Below are 17629 nucleotides of genomic sequence, written 5' to 3'. Positions count from 1 at the left end.
GAATTTAAGTCTTTTGTGGTAAAATGTTTTCAAGTTAACAATACTTTCAAATTTGAATACTGTGAACTTCTACAGTAATGTTTCCACAGGTGTGTAGATTTCAACACGGAAATTTAGAATTTAAATCCAAAAGTAAAGGTTAATCTTCCACCATCGTCACCGTAATAATATCCTGTGTTTGCGGTAAAAGCATTAAAGCCATTAATCCAGATTGAGCCGCCATAGTTGTTTCGCCATTTATCTGAAGTTGAATCTTCTGCCCATACCCGGCCGTAATCAAAGCCGGCACTTACTCCAATTTGCAGGGGAATAAAATTAGTTTTGAATCGGCTTATTCCAACTCTAAGATCGGTAGAGTGGTAGAAAGATTGTTTCCCATTGAAACGTTCCCAACGATAGGCCCTCAGATTTTCATTTCCGCCAAGGATAGCACCATCATAATATTCATAATTATCACCAAAGATGGCTTTACCACCAACTTTGGTAGCTAAAACCGCAATTCCGCTTTCGTGTAACGGATAATCTATAGCCAGCCACGGACTTACATAAGCAAATTCGTTGTTGTGACCGTCAATATTGGTTTTATAACCTGTGGTGATATCAGCTTCAAATCCGCGGGATGGATATGCAGGGTTATCCCGATTTTCATAATGATAATTTAATTCCCCTCCGGCATAAAGTTGTTGGTCAAAAAGATCATTTTCTTCAGGAAAGGCATCTGCTATAAATCGTTCTTCATCATAAGATACTTCTCTAGATTGTAGCATTGGCTTTGCATAAAAGCTTCCACCTGAATTTCCACGCCAAATTAGGGAAGGGGCAATTTCCCATTGCTCAATACGAACCCGGTTGTAATCTCTTCCAAAGGTATCACGTTGATTTTCGGAATTTATACCTTCTCCAAAATAATTCACAGCAAAATTAGGACTGGTATAACTAGCTAATATTCCCAGGTTCCAGTTGTAGAAAATATGTGCAAATTCTCCCTGATATCCTACTTCAAAACCGTTAGTGGCAAAATAATAAGCAGCATCAAAAGTATGTTGTGTATTAAATGGATTATTGGTGAGCCCGTATGTGGTGTAAGTATCTTTAATGCCTAAAGAAAGCCCTTCGTCGCCATTATAATCTACTTGCGGCATAATTTTATTTTCACTTCTTTTTCGTTTATCGGGGTTAAAAGTGTTTATCTCGTAATCGTCTACCAACCATTTTCTGGAAGCAGAATTGATGATTGTGTTTTCTTTGCTTTTATGATCGAATAATTTGATTTTTCTTGTATTCTGAAAATCGTAGATATCGTTTTCTTCTCCACCAACTACTTTTATTTCTACAGGATTATTTCCTTTTCCTAAAGTTTTAAAGGTATCGTCACCATCAAATCCATAGATCCAAATTTCATCGGTAGTTTCTGAATTATAAGTGTTTCTAAAGACTTCTTTTCCGTCTTCATTAATCATTATAATCTCGGTAAGACCATGGTCTTTTCTTTCAATACTAAAAGTATCATCTTCTTCGGTTCCTGTGAGGATTTGAAACTCCTGCAAATAATTATAATAGCGTTTGGCGATATCTTCTAAATTATCTCTTCTCGCTTTTAGGCTACTTTTAATATTTTCAATAGTTTCATCCTGAGCTTCTTCTGGTAAAGCTTTAAAAGCAGTCTCAATTTCATTATCGCTAAGTCGGGATTGAATAAACTCTACCTGTTCTTCCCAGTCTTCCCAGGTTAAGGTTTTTAATAAACGCTGGTCTAAAGGGTAACCCGATAAATTAAACCATTTTACATTATCTACATTCGCATCGTAAGTTTCCATTTTTCTAACCAGTGGCAATCCTAATTTTACCAGATCTGGAATAAAGCCATCATAATTTGGAAAGGCAAAATCACGGTCACGGGGTATGGGTTGGTAGAGTTTCGTGCTATCTTTCTGGGTGTGTAATGCCCATCGCCATTGATCGAAGTGTCTGTCCCAGTCGCCAATTAACATATCTACCAGCCTGTTTTTAATAAATTCTTTCTCATCTGTCCTGATGTTTTTAGATTTTCTCATTTCCTCAAGAAGATCGCGAGTACTTATAATATCTTCGGGCGAACCAAATCTTTCAAATTCTTTATTTTCATCTCCTACGTGGGCTTCAAACATATAAAGTTCATCGCCATATTCATCATTATTAAGTCCTAAGGCTTTTTGCTTTGGCACATAATATATCTGAGGTTTACCCGCGTAAATATCGAGTAGATCATTAATGTGTTTTAAAGAGTAACGGGCATAGGGGTGTGCACTGGTAAAAAGATCCATCGCATAGCGTTGGGCCACGGTATTTTCAATATAATCTTTAATATAATGGTCTTTAATAGTGGTGGCCTGTAAAAACCGGGTAGCGCTTTTTCTTAATGCACGAATAGTAAATTCATTTTTATCATCGGCAATAAACCTAAGGGAGCGGGATTGCATACCACCGCCTTCTTTTAAAGGTTGCAGGTTCCCTTCCAGGGTGTCCAGGAACAGCACGGGCGCTTTTATTTCTTTACTATACACTTCTCTATAAAAATCACCAATTAGGCTTTTATAGAGGCCAGATTTATCGGTTTCTTCTTCGGTATATATAGAAGCATTTACGGAGTCACCAATTTGTTCTTTAGTTTTAAAATCAATCTCGCTCCAATTTGGTTCGTCGCTTTTAAGCGTTTTGCTAAAAATGGGCTGATCTGAATTTTCAATGCTGAAAAATTCAATAAGCGTTTCATTATTTTTATAAGCTTTTATTCTAGCATAACCGCTTTTGTTGCTTCCAAAATGCTCGTTTTCTTTTCTAATACTAAGTTTTTGGGATTTTCCCGTGCTTCCGCTTATTATTTGCGGAATGCCGTCATCTTCTAAATATTGAAGATTTCTGTCCAGGCCTGAAAGAAAAATTACATTATCAAACTGGCTGGCAAGGGTCTCCAGGCGGCCTCTTAAATAACTTTGTTCTTTGCTTTGATAATCCTGTACTGAAAAACCTCCAATTTTTTCAAAGAAGGATCTTTTTGAATTACTCATTACCGGATGCTGTAGAGACACCAAAATGGTCTTACCGTGGGCATCTTTTATATCATCTTTAAATTCAGCAAAAAAGCGTTCTCTTGTTTTTATATCGCATTTAGAATTCATATTGGGATGGTCGTCCCAATCTTCTAAATACCACTGGGTATCTACGGTAATAAGAATTAGATCATCGGTAATATCTTCCTGTTCAATTGGGCAACCATCATCTGGCCAAACTTCTATGTTAGATTGGTTATCCTGAAGAAAAGACTCCAGATCATCTATTCTATTTTGTCCACCTTTGGTCCATTCATTACGGCCTGGAGTAAATATCACTTTACCGTTAAATTCCTGAACCGCATCTAATAGATTCTTTTTTAAAAATTCCTGTTGGTTCTCTCGTTCCCCTTCTTTTTCATATCCTTTCTGTGGAAGAAAATTTCCAGGAATTAATAAGGAAGCATTATCATCATTTTTTGAAGCCTCTACAATAGTATTTAGAATTTTTAGACCATCACCTGTAAGATCATTTCCAATATTACCGGCAACATAAAAAGTATGTTCCAGGGTTTTAGGCTCTTCGGCACCTGGAGAAACCTGTGCGGTAGTCGAGATAACTGAAGCTATAAATAAAAAGACGAATTTATAAATGGTATTAATATTCCCCATAGATGCGTTAACAATTTTAATTTGAACAAGCTTCAAATTTTTGGAAAAAAAGCCACTTAACAATAGCTTTTAACGCATTATAACACTTGTCTTTAGCAAGTCTTTAACTTTGGTTAAGCAGGGAATTAATTCAAATTTCGTTTCTCAATAAAAAAACGCTTTAATAATGCCGAAGCTTCATCTGCAAGAATACCAGATTTTACCTGGGTTTTAGGATGCAGCTTTACCCCGGTTTTTCGGTAGCCACGTTGTTCATCTTCCGCAGCGAAAATAAGTTTTGAAATTTGGCTCCAATATAGAGCACCAGCGCACATTTGGCAGGGTTCCAGGCTTAAGTACATAGTGCAATCTTTTAAATATTTTCCGCCCAAAAAACTTGCAGCAGCGGTTATTGCCTGCATTTCGGCATGCGCGGTAACATCGTTGAGGGTTTCGGTTAAATTATGTCCGCGAGCTATAATCTGGTTATTTATTACAACTACAACCCCAACAGGAATTTCGCCCCTTTCAAAAGCTTTTTGGGCTTCTTCCAGGGCTTTTTTCATAAAATATTCATCGTTAAAAGGCTGCAACATTTAAATAATCTTTTCTGCGGAAAGATAAAAATTATAAAATTAGCTTCTGAAGAAATCCTTGTAAGAAATAACTTTTCATAGCTTAACTTTGCGTACTATGAATCTTAATATTTTAGAAGATATAAACTCACCTGAAGACCTGAGGAAGCTCCCGGCTGAAAAGTTACGGGAAGTTTCAGCAGCGCTCAGGAAATTTATAATAGATATAGTGGCAACTAAAGAAGGCCACCTTGGTGCCAGCCTTGGAGTGGTAGAATTAACGCTTGCCCTGCATTATGTGTTTAATACTCCTAAAGATTTATTGGTTTGGGATGTTGGTCACCAGGCTTACGGGCATAAAATTTTAACGGGTAGACGTGAGATTTTTCATACTAACAGACGATTAAACGGTATTAGCGGATTTCCAAAGCGGGAAGAAAGCGAATATGATACTTTTGGGGTTGGGCATTCTTCTACCGCGATCTCTGCTGCCCTGGGAATGGCTATAGCTTCAAACCTTAAAGGTGAATTTAAAAAACACCATATCGCTGTTGTGGGAGATGCTTCTATTGCTAGCGGGATGGCTTTTGAAGGTTTAAATCATGCGGGAGTAACAAAAGCAAATTTACTGGTGGTGCTCAACGATAACGCTATTGGAATAGACCCCAGCGTTGGAGCTTTAAAACAATACTTAACAAAAGCGCGGGTAGGTTACAAACCTAAACAAAGTAATATTATTGAAGCGCTTAATTTTAAATATTTTGGGCCGGTAGATGGCCACGATATTGCTGGATTGCTTGAAGTTTTTAAACAAATGAAACAAATTGAAGGTCCCAAATTCCTTCACGTAATTACTACTAAGGGTAAAGGTTTAAAAAAGGCTGAAGAAGACCAGGTAAAATATCACGCACCCGGGAAATTTAGACCAGATACCGGGGAGCTTTTGCCATACGATACGGCAGGGCTTCCTTTAAAATACCAGGATGTTTTTGGTCTCACCTTGGTAGAATTAGCAAAAAAGAACGATAAAATTATAGGAATTACTCCTGCCATGCCTACAGGAAGTTCTTTAAAATTCATGATGCAGGCTTTTCCAGAAAGGGCCTTTGATGTTGGCATAGCCGAACAACACGCAGTAACACTCTCTGCAGGGATGGCTACCCAGGGTTTTAAAGTTTTTTGCGCTATTTACTCTACTTTTTTACAGCGCGCCTACGACCAGGTTATTCACGATGTGGCCATTCAGAAACTGCCGGTAGTTTTTTGCCTGGATAGGGCAGGACTGGTTGGGGAGGATGGGGCAACACATCACGGCGTTTTTGATATCGCTTATCTAAGATGTATTCCAAATATTATAATTGCCGCGCCCAGCGATGAAACAGAGCTTAGAAACCTGCTTTACACCGCCCAGCTAGATTTAAAACTTCCAATGGCCATAAGATACCCAAGAGGTAGGGGCGTTAAAACAAACTGGGAAACTCCTTTTGAGGAAATAACAATTGGAAAAGCCAAGAGCCTGAAAGAAGGTGATAAAATTGCGGTTTTAAGTATTGGAAATATGGCACAGAATGCAGCCAAAGCCATAGAAAGTATTAAAACAGAAAAAATTGGGCATGTTGATATGCGCTTTGTAAAACCGCTAGATGAAGAATTATTGCACGTTCTTTTTAGGAAATACGAAGCCTTTATTACTATTGAAGATGGAACTGTGGTGGGCGGCTTTGGTAGTGCTATTTTAGAATTTGCAGCAAAACACGATTATAAAGCTAAAATTAGGAATTTAGGTTTGCCAGATAATTTTATTGAGCAAGGAAATATAAATGAATTACAAGAAATTGCGAAAATTAGCGTTGAATATATTAGGGAAGAAGTAGTGTCTCTTCTTCAAAATCTTTAATTTTGCCATTCCGAAAAATCTAAATTAACTAATGAAAACCAAAGTCTTATGTCTTGTAGCATGCTTCGTTTACTTAACCACCACCGCCAACAATTCAATTTCAGATTATTATTTTGACATTTATAACGATACTATAAAACCTTCAGATTCTATTAAAGTGGTACAGGATACTACGAAAGTAGATTCTGTTATAGTAACGTTTTGGACAGAAAAGAATGAAGTTGGGGTAAATTTAAACGAGGTTGCTTTTATTAACTGGAATGCCGGTGGAAATAATTCAATTTCGGCTCTGGTTCACGGTAATGTAGAGCGCAATTATAAAAAAGATGATCTTAATTGGCGAAACCGGGCTACAGTGCGCTATGGTATAAACTCCCAGGAGGGCCAGAAACTTCGAAAAACAGAAGATGAGTTACGTTTAAATTCATCTTTTGGTTATAGAAAAGATTCGGTTTCCAATTGGTTCTATTCGGCAAAATTCAACTTTAATACGCAGTTTACCAATGGATATAAATATCCTGATACCGATAGTCCTATTTCGAAATTTATGGCTCCGGGTTATTTATTTCTGGGTATTGGTACAGAGTATTCAGATCCGGTAGAAGATCTTAAAGTATATATTTCACCGGTAACGCAAAAATCTACTTTTGTTCTTGACCAAAGATTGGCTAACGAAGGGATGTTTGGTGTTACGGGGGCAGTGAGAGATACGTTGGGCAATATTGTTGAAAAAGGAGAAAATGTAAGAACTGAATTTGGTTTTTTGGTTACCAGTGATTTTTCTAAAGAAGTTTTTGAAAATGTTGAACTGGATAATCAATTAAGCCTGTATTCAGATTATCTCAATAAATTTGGGAATATTGATGTGGAGTGGCAGTTAAACGTGAATTTAAAAGTAAACGATTTTATAAAAGCCAATGTGGGTTCCCATTTACGCTACGATGACGATGTAAAATTTAAAGAAGATATTAATGGCGATGGGGAGCTTGAAACTACCGGGCCCAGGGTGCAGTTTAAGCAAATGCTGGGCGTAGGCCTCGTCTACGAATTTTAAAGATGCCGGCTGTCTAAGCCGGCATTTTCTTATAATTTAATTCCTTTATATTTTTCAAAAGAAGCTACGGTAAACCCATCAGTCAACGAAGCGGTATGCGAACAAATTTCTAATAAACGCCTATAAACCGAATTCTCCTCCTGGAGATAAGCTAAATTTGGAACCGATTTTAAAACCAGTTTATTAAAATTAGAATATTCTTCGGCTTTCAACGGAAGTAAGGCTTCGGTATAAGTATCTAAAAGGTGCGAAAGCATTTTATACCCTGCAATTTCTTTACTTATTACCTCTTCACTCTGGTAGATTTTTTCAATACTAATTTTAATAATATCGTCTATTTGCGCTTCGTATTTACTCTTATCTAACAATCCCTGATGAAAACTTCCTGAAAGAATTGCATCTTCATTTTTTAAGAAGGTTTCTACCGCTTCGGTAATTAAGGTATTTATAGCCAGGGCTCTTAGGTAACTTAACCTATCTGCAGTATTTGTAAGGCTATTGTATTTGCCGGTATTTATATTGTCTTTTACTAGTTTTATAAGATATTCCAACGCATAATCTTCATCAATTAGACCAAGGTTTATCCCGTCTTCAAAATCTATAATGGTATAGCAAATATCATCGGCTGCTTCCACCAGGAACGCGAGAGGATGGCGGTAGTAACTTATATCGCCGTCTTTTCCTGTTTTAATTAAGCCTAATTCGCTTGCAACCTCTTCAAAAATCTCTTTTTCTGTCTGGAAAAACCCAAACTTCTTGTCGGCTATATTTTGTGAGGGTTTATGAGGTAAAGATTCTTTAGGATATTTTATAAAAGCTCCCAAAGTAGCGTAAGAAAGTCGGAGACCACCAGAGATTCCCGGTTTATTTTGTGTAAGGATTTTAAAACCGTTGGCGTTCCCTTCAAATTTTATAAGATCCTGGTATTCTTTTGGAGAAAGTTCATCTTTAAAACGTTTTCCATGACCGTGGCTAAAATATTCCCCAATAGCTTTTTCTCCTGAATGCCCAAAAGGGGGATTCCCAATATCGTGAGCCAGGGCAGCAGCGGCCACAATGGCACCAAAATCGTTCATTTTGTAAGCATGGGTTTTTTCCAGTTGAGGATGTTTCTCCAGAATTTTTTGCCCTGCCAGTCTACCTAAAGATCGCCCAACTACCGAAACTTCTAAACTATGCGTAAGCCGGGTATGTACAAAATCGGTTTTGGAAAGCGGAATTACCTGGGTTTTATCCTGCAAACTTCTAAAAGCCGAAGAAAAAATAATTCGGTCGTAATCTACCTCAAAACCAAGACGGGTTTCGTTTTGCTCTTTTCTTAAGCGTTTATTGGTATCTCCAAAACGTTTTAAGGAAAGAAGTTGCTCCCAGTTCATCATAATTTAGTGCTGTTTAGAATTGAATTTATAATCCAGGTTCAAAAATAGAAAAAGCTTATGAATATTGGCCGGTTGAGCGTGATTTGCTGAAAGGTATTAGCCTGAATCATTTAATTGAACTTGTGCATTTGAAATTTGGAAAGAAAAATAAACCGGGGGGCGGTAGTTTAAAAAAACTGAAACAGCGTCATATTGGGGAGCATGGCGCCAGTTCCAGTTTTTACAAATCAGTTTTTTTACTGATTTTATTAAACTCTTTATCTGTTTTGTTAATTTGAGAGTAATCTTGTGCTCTCTTATTTACTAAATTTTCTTTAGCAATGTTTTCCTCTTTTAAGTTTCTATTCAGTATTAAATCGGTAAACAATCTTTTGCTTTCGTACTCAAGATATTCGGTTAAAGATTTAATTTTGAGGTCAATTAAATCTAAAGGAAGAAAGTCAGCAATAAATTCTTTTTCTATAGCTACAGCTTCACCAATAATTTGCTGTATTTTTTTGTCTGAAATTTCTTCTAAAAGGTGATCTCTAAAAAGTTGAACTGCAAAATCCCTGTGTAAGGCTTTATCGCGGTAAATAAGCTCATAGGTAAAGCAAAGCCCAGGTATTAAACCGCAATTTTTTATCCAGAAAATAGTAGCAAAACTACTATAAGAAAAAATACTTTTTGCAGTAGCTAGAGCTACTAATTTTTCGGCAAAAGAGTTGCTATTAGTCCATTTTTTTATCCATTCTTCCCTGGCTGATGTAGCAGGTATTTTTTGAATGTCTTTAAAAACATTTTCTTGTTGAGTTGTATTAAAAAAGGAATTTAAACACATACTATAGGCTTCGGTATGTGTATTTTCCATAACCAGTTGTAAATCCAGAAAGGATCTAGCCTCAGGAAGATTAATCTTGTTGCTAATTTTTTTGGTTAAACTGCTCAGGTTTCTTTCTGCAGAAAGAATTAAACCAAGAACTTTATTAAGAAACAGGCGTTTCTCTCCATTTAATTCTTCCCAGGATAATAAATCTTTTTGAATATCTATTTGTCCCGCAGTCCAAAAATTAGCTTCAATAGCTTTATAGGCATCCCAAATATCGTTGTGTTTCACAGGAAATATTACAAATCTGTCTTTGTTATCCCGTAGCAAGGGCTCCTGTTTACTCATTTAAGTGGGGGTGTTACCGTTTATTTATTGGATTGGCAACAAATATTAAAAAAAATTCTTATTCCGCTAATATGCTTTGTTTAATATTTTTATAAAGTTTTCAACACAAAAAACTAATAATTAGTAGTTTGTATAGCCTGATATGGCTAATATCGTAAGAAATATGATTTATATATGTTGAAAAGTACGAAATAAAACAAACGTTAAAACCCCCTAATAGATTACTATTGGGGGCGTAAATTTACAATCTTACTTTTATGAAGAAAAATACCAGTTAATTTCTGAAGGGGTATTTTCAACTTGTTGTATCTCTGTAGTTTTAGGATAAATTTTTCCTGAAGAATCTTCAAAAACTTCAGTAATATGGTATTCAATAAGATTCCATCCTTTTTTTAGCTCTAAAGAATAATTTTCTGAAGCTTTAAAACTTTCATTTTGAGCCTGGGTGAAAGTTGTATTAATGCAGGTGCCTTTTACAGTAGCCGGTTCGTCAAGATAAGTCCATTCTATGTACTTCCCGGTACCGCTATTTTCTTCACCGTAAGTAAAGAAATAATCGGCAATAGCTTTTTTGGAGGCGGGCATAAGTAAACCCAAAATTTCTTTCTCTCCTTTAAACACCACAAGCTGTTTTGGTAAACTGCTTAAGTTGGTTTCTCCATTATTATATGATAGACCTCCAGATAGGCAAGAGAAAGTTCCGGAAACGGTTTTTAAAGATGCCTGCCAACCTTCAGGAGATTTTTCCTGTTCTTTCTCCATTTGTGCTTTCATTTTCTGAAGAAAATTTGGTTGCAATTCAATAGTTAGATTTCCATTGTTGTCTATACCACCAAATTCCTGGACACTACCTGAAATAAAATCCAGCACTCCGATTTTGGCACTACCATATTCCCAGTTTTCTACTTTAGTTTCAATTAGATTTTGAGAAAGCGCATTAAAACTAAACAGAAAACAGACTATTAAGTTTATAATTAAAGTTTTCATTTTTTAAATCTTAGCAAACCATTTCTCAAACTGATGCCCAAGCATAGGTACCGGTTTTGTTTTATGATTAATAGCATTTATAAGCCCCATTATCCATAAATACAACAGGAATATTGAACCGAGAAAACTTAGAATCCATCCCAATATTGGGATCATTCCAATAATAAAAAGCCCTAAACTAAGTATTACCAATCCCAGGGATTGTTTAATATGAAATGCTGCAAATTCGTCTTTTTTATCGTTATTTAAAACAAAGGCTACCACGAGCCCAATAATGGTTAAATAGGCAATAATAGCTATGGTTTTAGGGTCAAAAGTATTTTTCACTTCGTTAGATTGGTGTGTGTTTGAATTCTCCATAATCTTATATATTATTTAGATGCGCCCAGGGCAGCATAATTTTCTTTATTTATTGAAAAAGACTTTTTCTCAAGGCTGGTGCAGCGCATAGTGGTGTTGTGATCTGGATTATTTTTATCCAGCATTTGCATTTCCATCATTAAGGCATCGCCGTCTTCCAGCCAGTCTGCATTCCATCCTTTTGGAATATTGCTTTTTTCGTCACTATACATGTTGGCAAAACTAATAGGAGCTTCCCGGGTGAGGTAGAAGGTAAACTTGTTTTCTTTTGTTTCGGTTTCATAGCCCTGGCATTCATAACCCAGAATATTTTTTGTGCCAATTTTCTTTAATTCTGAATTTTCGTAAGGATTAGTTTCTTCTTCAGTATTGTCAAGGTTTATTTTACTGGCGGTAATAAAGTTAGTGTCATCTGAAGAGAGATACATAACGGTAAGTTTCCTATCCATATCCAGCACCATAAACATACCTTCGGCTTGCGGCACCCGCATTCCAAAATAGGGTGCATCTTCTTTAAGAAGATAGGTCATATCTACATTGCCATCTTTAGTTTCCATATTTAACTGGTACTCCCAGTTAAAATCGTAAGATTGCGGAACTTCACTAACATCTACCCGGTTAGCACCCATTGGGATAGGGCTATTTTTAAGATCGGTTTCCCACATTTTGTTGAGAGACTTGTTAGCTTCATTTGCAGCTTTATTAGAAATATTTTCAGTCACTGCATGTTCAACTTTTTTTTCTACTTTTTCTTTTAATTTCTTTAAAAATTGGGCCTCTGTAGTAGAAACACATAATAAAAGAGAGCACCCTAATAGAATAAGTTTTTTCATAATATAAATTTTAGGTTATCAATAAATTGTAACTAAACTACCTTGAACCATGCCCAAGGCATTCATTCAAACCATTGTTTAATTTTCGAGGCAGGCCTCGGAGCATTTAAATCCCGATTATCGAGTAAATGCTTAGGGTTAGGGGCGTAAATTTAAAAATGTAGGGGAATAAATAAATACCGGTTTAGAGGGTGAGCACCGGATAAATTAGGGGTGAAATTCAAAAAATGAATATACGAAATCTTTTAGAATATTTAAAATAATATTCTGCCAATCAAATGGATAAGAAATAATTCCAGTATTTAAAGGTCTTTAGCGGCTGCTTCGAGTTGATTGTACCAATCTTCGCCAAATTTTCTAATAAGTGCGTCTTTGGTGAATTTATAAACCGGTACCTGAAGTTCGGCACCCAAACTGCAGGCATCATCACAAATTTGCCATTTATGATAATTTACCGCAGAAAATTCTGAGTATTCCTGTATCCTAATTGGGTATAAGTGGCAGGAAATAGGTTTTTTAAAATCAATATCCCCCTGGTTGTAGGCTTCTTCAATTCCGCAGAGTGCAATACCGTTATCATCAAAAGTAACGTAGGCACAATCGGCGCCATCTATTAACGGAGTTTCAATTTCGTCAAGATCGGTAGTGATGTAGGTACCTTGTTTTTCTATGGCATCTATCCCTTTTTGTCTCAAATAAGGTTTTACTTTGGGATAAATTTCGTCTAGAATTTGACGTTCTTCTGGTGTTACCGGTGCCCCGGCATCGCCGTCTACACAGCAAGCACCTTTGCAAGCCGAAAGGTTACACACAAAATCTTTGGTTAAGATCTCTTCTGAAACTATGGTTTTTCCTATTTGAAACATAGCCGCAAATATAAATTTAACTTGTTTGATTTAGAAAGTTTTACCTAAAATTTCTATTATGATTTTTTCAACCTGAAATTTTCAGCGATAATTTCAAAAAATAGATAATCAAAATTAAAAAATTCGGTTTTATGAATGAAAAGTCAAAATTTTTAGAAGGCAAAACCTATCCCTATGTTGGCCATGAGCCCAGAAAATAGTAAGTTATAGGGTTTCACTTCAGAATCAAATTCAAAATTTATAGTTTCCCTGCTGCCATCGTTATACACCTTTATGGCTTCTACATGGTCTGGTAAAGAGGAGAAAGAGTAACCCACTTCAGGTCTAAAATAGGATAAACCACCTAGTTTTGCTCCCAACTTAATATTCAATGAACCGTGAGAAGCATCTAAAATATCCCTGGAATCTTCATAGTGAACAGTTCCTTTAATATTAATATTGCCATAGCTTAAGCCTCCATATAAACCTCTCCCGGGTTTAAAAAAATAATAATTTAATCCGCCTTCTATATAGGTGTAATTAAGTTCGTCGTTATTAGATGCGTCCACTTGCTCTTCTCCAACGAGCCAATCAGACTTTATATTAGAATAATCTACACTAACCGCCAATTTTTGATTAAGAAGTGGCGATACATATTCAAGGTTTCCACCTATAATAATGGGAAAGCCAATTTTGGCGCCAATTCTTATTGGTCTAAGCTTTTTTTCTTTTGCTGAATTTTCATTTATAGAAATAGCTTCCTGTGCGTGGAGATTTGCAAAACCGAACAAAACTGCACATACAATTAGAATATTTAAACTTCTTTTCATCTTTAAAATTCGTGGATTTAAAAATTCACATAAAATATCTAGAAGAATATCTTCTTATTTCTTAAAAAAAGTACTTGAATTAAGAAAATGGGGTGTGGGGAAGGATAAAAATATTTTAATTTGAATATGCTTCAAATACCTGATTATGGGTATTTTTTGGCAAATGTTATCTAAAATATTTAGCGCTTTAAGTTGAAATTAATCTTCGTTGAAATCACTATAAAAGAACACCTCAATTTTAATAAAAATTTTACCTGTTAATTCCTTGATGCTGTGTTTTTAAAAATTAATTTTGCGCAAAATTTTTCAAAAAGTGAGTTATGTGGAAATTACTCGATGCAAAACAAATTTTTACCGCCGGAATGATTCTTTTTGCGGTAATTGATATTATTGGAAGTATCCCTATTATTATAGACCTGAGAAGAAAAGTAGGTCATATTCAAAGTGAAAAAGCTTCGGTGGTCGCAGGTATTATTATGATTGTTTTCCTGTTTGTGGGAAAGGAGATTTTGAATTTAATTGGGATAGATGTAAACTCATTTGCCGTGGCAGGGGCGTTTATCTTGTTCTTCCTGGCTCTGGAAATGATTTTAGGAATTACACTTTATAAGGACGATGAACCCGAAACCGCTTCTGTAGTTCCGCTTGCGTTTCCCTTAATTGCCGGTGCAGGTACACTTACTACCCTGGTTTCACTTCAGGCAGAATATGAAACGGTAAATATCATTGTAGCTATACTTATCAATATTATCTTTGTATACGTGGTACTAAAATCTTCTACCAAAATGGAGAAAGTTTTAGGTAGCCAGGGAATTAGTGTAATTAGAAAAGTATTCGGCGTAATTTTGCTGGCTATTGCCGTAAAATTATTCGCCACAAACATTCAGAGTTTATTTTCATGAAGTTATTTATTTATACCGTAATTTTTTTAGCTGTAGTCATAATTGGTTACAGCGCAACTGTTTTAAATTTTGATGATCTTTTAAAAGGCGATAGCGCAACCGCTGTACTGGTTATTGTTGGAAGCCTTTGCGTAATTATTCTTATGGGGATTTTATTAACCTCCAGAAGTATTGCGAAAAAGCATAATTCTTAATATGAAATTTGATGTTCTTATTATTGGCGGTGGCGCGGCAGGAATGTCTTGCGCACTTATCTTAGGATCTGCACTGCAGAATAATATTATTACCAATAAAAAGGTAGGCTTGCTTACTCACCAAAAAGCTTCGCATTTAAATTCGGCGCTCTTAAATAATATTTTGGGAGTTGTGCCGGGAACTTCAGGACAACAAATTCTAAAAGATGGAATTCTACATTTGGAAGAACAATATCCTGAAATTGAACAATTAGCGAAAGAAAAAGTAAAAGAGATTATTCCTATAGCTGAAGGTTTCAGTGTAATTACCAACAAAAATACATACGAAGCCGAAAATGTAGTGCTGGCAACAGGTTACACCAGTCCTTTTAGAATTAAAGGTTTGGAAGAGGAAGTTATTCCGCATAAAAAAGCTAAAGTTTCTAAAGACCGTATTCAGTTAAAAAATGAAGATCATTTAGTGAAACCGGGATTGTATGTAGCCGGTAGTCTCGCTGGTTGGCGCAGTCAATTTTCTATAGCCTGTGGTAGTGGTGCAAGTGTAGCTACAGATATTTTAAGTTTCTGGAAAGGAGAGCATACGAAAGTACACGATAAGCTTTTATAGCATAAAATAGCCGGTAACCATCAAAGGAATAGAAAGTAGCATTAGAATTAAACAGGTACGGTGCAATCTTCTATAAAGAAGGGCAAGCCTTAATTTCTCTTTGAATTCTTTATCCTGAGTTTTTTTAATCTGATTTTTAATAGAAGTAACCGAAACATTTGCAGAAGTAACCAAAATATCCTTTTGTAAAAAGAGTAATGCGCTATTATCTAAAAGCCGGAAACTCACCGCAATTATGAAGAAAAATAGCGGGGAAACGGTTAAAAAAATTATAAAGTTTTCATGATTCGCACTCACGCATGCAAGCTATTAATTTTTTTGCGATAATTCAAGAATTTTCTCAATGGCAGGATCATTTTCATTAATTAGTTTTTCAAAAGCCGTGGTGCCGTAGAGCTGTTGGGCAATTACCGCTTTTAGATATTGCTTTAATAAAGTGGTATGGTTATTTACATTAAGCCTAATATTTCCATTTCCAACAAATCTTACAAAATCCTGCACCATTTCGTTAGAGATTGTAACTTTTTCATCAAACTCTTCCCGCTTTACATTATTGTAAAAAGTACGGTTTTCTTCGAGGACATTAAATATAAACCGACTCATATACCCGCCGTGTAAAAGAAGCTTTATATTGTTTCTTTCATTATCACTGTCTTGCGGAATAAACACATCGGGAATTATCCCTCCGCCGCCATAAACCACTTTTCCTTTAGGTGTTTCGTACCTAAGTGAATCATCTACATTTATGCTGTCGGCGCTATTGAGCTCCCCATTTTTATAGCGTCGCATATAATCTTTAAAATAGCTCTCATTACCGTTATCATATGGCTTTTGTATAGAACGGCCCGTTGGGGTGTAATATCGTGCAATGGTTAATCTTACCGCGCTACCATCGCCCAAATTCATTTCACGTTGCACAAGGCCTTTACCGTAAGATCTACGACCTACAATGGTACCGCGGTCGTTATCCTGTAGTGCGCCGGCCACGACTTCACTTGCCGAAGCTGAATTTTCATTAATAAGAACAAAAAGATCTCCATTCTCTAAAAGACCTTTTCTTCGGGAAAAAGTTTCTTCAACCGAGCCGCTTTTATTTTTGGTGTAAAGAATTAATTTATCGTCTTCCAGGAATTCGTCTACAATCTTAATCGCTTCTGAAAGATAACCGCCAGGATTGTCTCTAAGGTCCAAGGCTATTTGATTAGCGCCTTCTTTCTTGAGCTTTTTCAAGGCGTTTTGAAATTCTTTATAGGTAGTTTCAGAAAACCTGTTCACTTTAATATAACCTAAATCTGGCGATAACATATAAGCGGCATCTACACTTTTTAGCGGTACACGGCCCCGCTTCACTTTAAAGGTGAGTAAATCCTTGATTCCTTTTCTTTTAACTTTAAGTGTTACGCGAGAATCTTCTTCTCCTTTTAGGTGTTTTGTAAGCGAATCGTTAGTAATATCTTTATTAAAAAGGGGAGTGCCATCGGCATATAAAATACGGTCGCCACCGCGAATTCCTATTTTTTCACTGGGGCCGCCTTCCAAAGCCTGTATTACCACTACGGTATCGTTAACGTTATAAAAACTAACCCCAATGCCTACAAAATCGCCCTGCATATTTTCTACTACGCCGGCATATTCTTCTTTTGGAATATATACCGAATGCGGATCAAGATTTTCAAGAATTCTATTAACCGTAATATCTACAATACTATCGGTATTTACATCGTCTACATACTCATAGTCAATGTAGTCTATAAGTCGGTTGAGTTTTTGTTTTTTGGGATTTGAAGAAAAAAGGGCATCAGAAGAAGAAAAATCCAGTTTTCCGCCCAGCAAAACGCCGGCGGCGCAAGCTGTAGCAAGAAGAATAGGAATTAATATTTTTTGCCTGGTATTCAATCTTCTAAATCGTTAATTTGTTCAAGGGTGACCCCTGCTTTTTCAAGAAAATCCAGTCCGGAATTATCTTTATAATCTATATGATAAACCAACCTGGTAATTCCTGCCTGGTGAATTAATTTACTGCATTCTTTACAGGGAGACATTGTGATATAAAGTGTTGCGCCATTACAGGATTGCGTAGATCCTGCAACTTTTAAAATAGCATTGGCTTCAGCGTGCAGCACGTACCATTTTGTGTAACCTTCGTCATCTTCACAATAATTTTCAAATCCTGTTGGAGTGCCGTTGTAACCATCAGAAATTATCATTCTATCTTTTACAATAACTGCGCCAACCTGCTTTCTTTTACAATGCGATAATTTACTCCATTCGCGGGCAATTCTCAAATATGCCTTATCGTACTTTAATTGTTTTTTCTTATCCATATTAGCGCT

Annotated in this window: 17 protein-coding genes; 5 read left to right on the top strand and 12 right to left on the bottom strand. The window is 36.1% G+C overall.

Translation table 11 applies throughout. The features are described from left to right. Positions 1-113 precede the first annotated feature (113 nt). On the bottom strand, positions 114-3737 hold the full coding sequence (locus tag AO058_RS03420) for a metallophosphatase (protein ID WP_232228883.1): 3624 nt from the start codon (positions 3735-3737) through the stop codon (positions 114-116). Positions 3738-3826: 89 nt separating this feature from the next. Next, a complete protein-coding gene (locus AO058_RS03415) occupies positions 3827-4276 on the bottom strand; it encodes a nucleoside deaminase (RefSeq protein ID WP_075325243.1) in 450 nt (149 codons plus the stop codon). A gap of 97 nt (positions 4277-4373) precedes the next feature. Between AO058_RS03415 and dxs the strand changes: the two genes are divergently transcribed. Next, positions 4374-6152, top strand: coding sequence for a 1-deoxy-D-xylulose-5-phosphate synthase (dxs, locus tag AO058_RS03410; protein ID WP_075325242.1), 1779 nt, complete (start codon positions 4374-4376; stop codon positions 6150-6152). Between the two features lie 31 nt (positions 6153-6183). Further along, on the top strand, positions 6184-7206 hold the full coding sequence (locus tag AO058_RS03405) for a DUF3078 domain-containing protein (RefSeq protein WP_075325241.1): 1023 nt from the start codon (positions 6184-6186) through the stop codon (positions 7204-7206). A gap of 29 nt (positions 7207-7235) precedes the next feature. Here AO058_RS03405 and AO058_RS03400 read toward each other — a convergent pair whose 3' ends face one another. The 7 genes from AO058_RS03400 to AO058_RS03370 form a co-directional block, all read right to left on the bottom strand. Then, complete coding sequence (locus AO058_RS03400) at positions 7236-8582, bottom strand: deoxyguanosinetriphosphate triphosphohydrolase (RefSeq protein ID WP_075325240.1); 1347 nt, start codon at positions 8580-8582, stop codon at positions 7236-7238. A 223-nt stretch (positions 8583-8805) separates the two neighbouring features. Then, positions 8806-9738: a ribonucleotide-diphosphate reductase subunit beta gene (locus tag AO058_RS03395; RefSeq protein WP_075325239.1), complete on the bottom strand. Its 933-nt coding sequence runs from the start codon at positions 9736-9738 to the stop codon at positions 8806-8808. Positions 9739-9993: 255 nt separating this feature from the next. Then, complete coding sequence (locus AO058_RS03390; protein ID WP_075325238.1) at positions 9994-10725, bottom strand: hypothetical protein; 732 nt, start codon at positions 10723-10725, stop codon at positions 9994-9996. 3 nt (positions 10726-10728) lie between these two features. Then, positions 10729-11085: a DUF4870 domain-containing protein gene (locus AO058_RS03385; RefSeq protein ID WP_075325237.1), complete on the bottom strand. Its 357-nt coding sequence runs from the start codon at positions 11083-11085 to the stop codon at positions 10729-10731. 11 nt (positions 11086-11096) lie between these two features. Beyond that, positions 11097-11918 (bottom strand): DUF4412 domain-containing protein, encoded by an 822-nt coding sequence (locus AO058_RS03380; RefSeq protein ID WP_075325236.1) that lies wholly within the window; start codon positions 11916-11918, stop codon positions 11097-11099. A 302-nt stretch (positions 11919-12220) separates the two neighbouring features. Continuing rightward, positions 12221-12784: a DUF3109 family protein gene (locus AO058_RS03375; protein ID WP_075325235.1), complete on the bottom strand. Its 564-nt coding sequence runs from the start codon at positions 12782-12784 to the stop codon at positions 12221-12223. Positions 12785-12936: 152 nt separating this feature from the next. Then, positions 12937-13593, bottom strand: coding sequence for a hypothetical protein (locus AO058_RS03370; protein ID WP_075325234.1), 657 nt, complete (start codon positions 13591-13593; stop codon positions 12937-12939). Positions 13594-13913: 320 nt separating this feature from the next. Between AO058_RS03370 and AO058_RS03365 the strand changes: the two genes are divergently transcribed. Genes AO058_RS03365 through AO058_RS03355 form a run of 3 tightly spaced genes read left to right on the top strand, consistent with a single transcriptional unit; the run spans position 13914 to position 15296 of the window. Next, positions 13914-14495: a MarC family protein gene (locus AO058_RS03365; protein ID WP_075325233.1), complete on the top strand. Its 582-nt coding sequence runs from the start codon at positions 13914-13916 to the stop codon at positions 14493-14495. After that, positions 14492-14689: a hypothetical protein gene (locus tag AO058_RS03360; RefSeq protein ID WP_075325232.1), complete on the top strand. Its 198-nt coding sequence runs from the start codon at positions 14492-14494 to the stop codon at positions 14687-14689. Before AO058_RS03365 ends, AO058_RS03360 begins: the two co-directional genes overlap by 4 nt. A gap of 1 nt (position 14690) precedes the next feature. Continuing rightward, complete coding sequence (locus tag AO058_RS03355) at positions 14691-15296, top strand: FAD-dependent oxidoreductase (protein ID WP_075325231.1); 606 nt, start codon at positions 14691-14693, stop codon at positions 15294-15296. On the opposite strand, the gene AO058_RS18475 is transcribed toward AO058_RS03355, so the two are convergent. The 3 genes from AO058_RS18475 to AO058_RS03340 are packed head-to-tail and all read right to left on the bottom strand — an operon-like array spanning position 15291 to position 17620. After that, the gene (locus AO058_RS18475) at positions 15291-15593 is read right to left on the bottom strand and encodes a hypothetical protein (RefSeq protein ID WP_075325230.1); all 303 of its coding nucleotides are present in this window, start codon (positions 15591-15593) and stop codon (positions 15291-15293) included. The two genes, AO058_RS03355 and AO058_RS18475, sit on opposite strands and share 6 nt — an antisense overlap. A gap of 12 nt (positions 15594-15605) precedes the next feature. After that, the gene (locus AO058_RS03345; protein ID WP_075325229.1) at positions 15606-17192 is read right to left on the bottom strand and encodes a S41 family peptidase; all 1587 of its coding nucleotides are present in this window, start codon (positions 17190-17192) and stop codon (positions 15606-15608) included. Then, the gene (locus AO058_RS03340; RefSeq protein ID WP_075325228.1) at positions 17189-17620 is read right to left on the bottom strand and encodes a deoxycytidylate deaminase; all 432 of its coding nucleotides are present in this window, start codon (positions 17618-17620) and stop codon (positions 17189-17191) included. Before AO058_RS03340 ends, AO058_RS03345 begins: the two co-directional genes overlap by 4 nt. Positions 17621-17629 lie beyond the last annotated feature (9 nt).

The organism is Salegentibacter sp. T436, assembly GCF_001932675.1.
GTDB lineage: Bacteria > Bacteroidota > Bacteroidia > Flavobacteriales > Flavobacteriaceae > Salegentibacter > Salegentibacter agarivorans.
The sequence above is the reverse complement of the archived record's forward strand: the minus strand, read 5'-3'. Positions and strand labels throughout refer to the sequence as shown.